The sequence below is a fragment of the Paraburkholderia sp. SIMBA_030 genome, from assembly GCF_046535245.1.
In the GTDB taxonomy this organism is placed as follows: Bacteria; Pseudomonadota; Gammaproteobacteria; order Burkholderiales; family Burkholderiaceae; genus Paraburkholderia.
In genome coordinates, this window is sequence record NZ_JAWRXB010000137.1 from 1 (window position 1) to 378 (window position 378).

1 protein-coding gene is annotated in these 378 nt (G+C 52.4%); it reads left to right on the forward strand.

What is annotated here, in order from left to right; genetic code table 11:
• Positions 1 to 208, forward strand: a 208-nt coding sequence (locus SB772_RS39360) for a hypothetical protein (RefSeq protein WP_410838432.1), incomplete at its 5' end; no start/stop codon positions are given.
• Positions 209 to 378 lie beyond the last annotated feature (170 nt).

Genomic DNA, 378 nt, shown 5'->3' on the forward strand with positions numbered 1-378 from the left:
TGTCGAGATAGAATACCGTGACCGCAAGGGCGAATGCGAAGGAAAGAACCCCGATTTCGTAGCGGGGGGGGTAATCGTCGTGTCGGGTTCACAAGTACAAGTGAAGGCATGCCGGTTCCCACCTGATATCGATCGCGTCATCAAGCCATCCCGGTTGGTAAAACGCAATCTCGAAATCGGTTATTCCCGTGCAAACTCAGTCTCATAGATGAAGCGACCAAGCGTCAGGTGATGGGAGGGTTTGGACTGTGCTGAGATCCGAACCTATACGCAGGTGTAGGTTTCCCTAACCAAGTATTGGATACCGCGGAGCCGCTTGCCGTTTTAGAAAAATCACCAGCAGCCAACACAGTCCAGAGGAGATCATCATGGACCGCT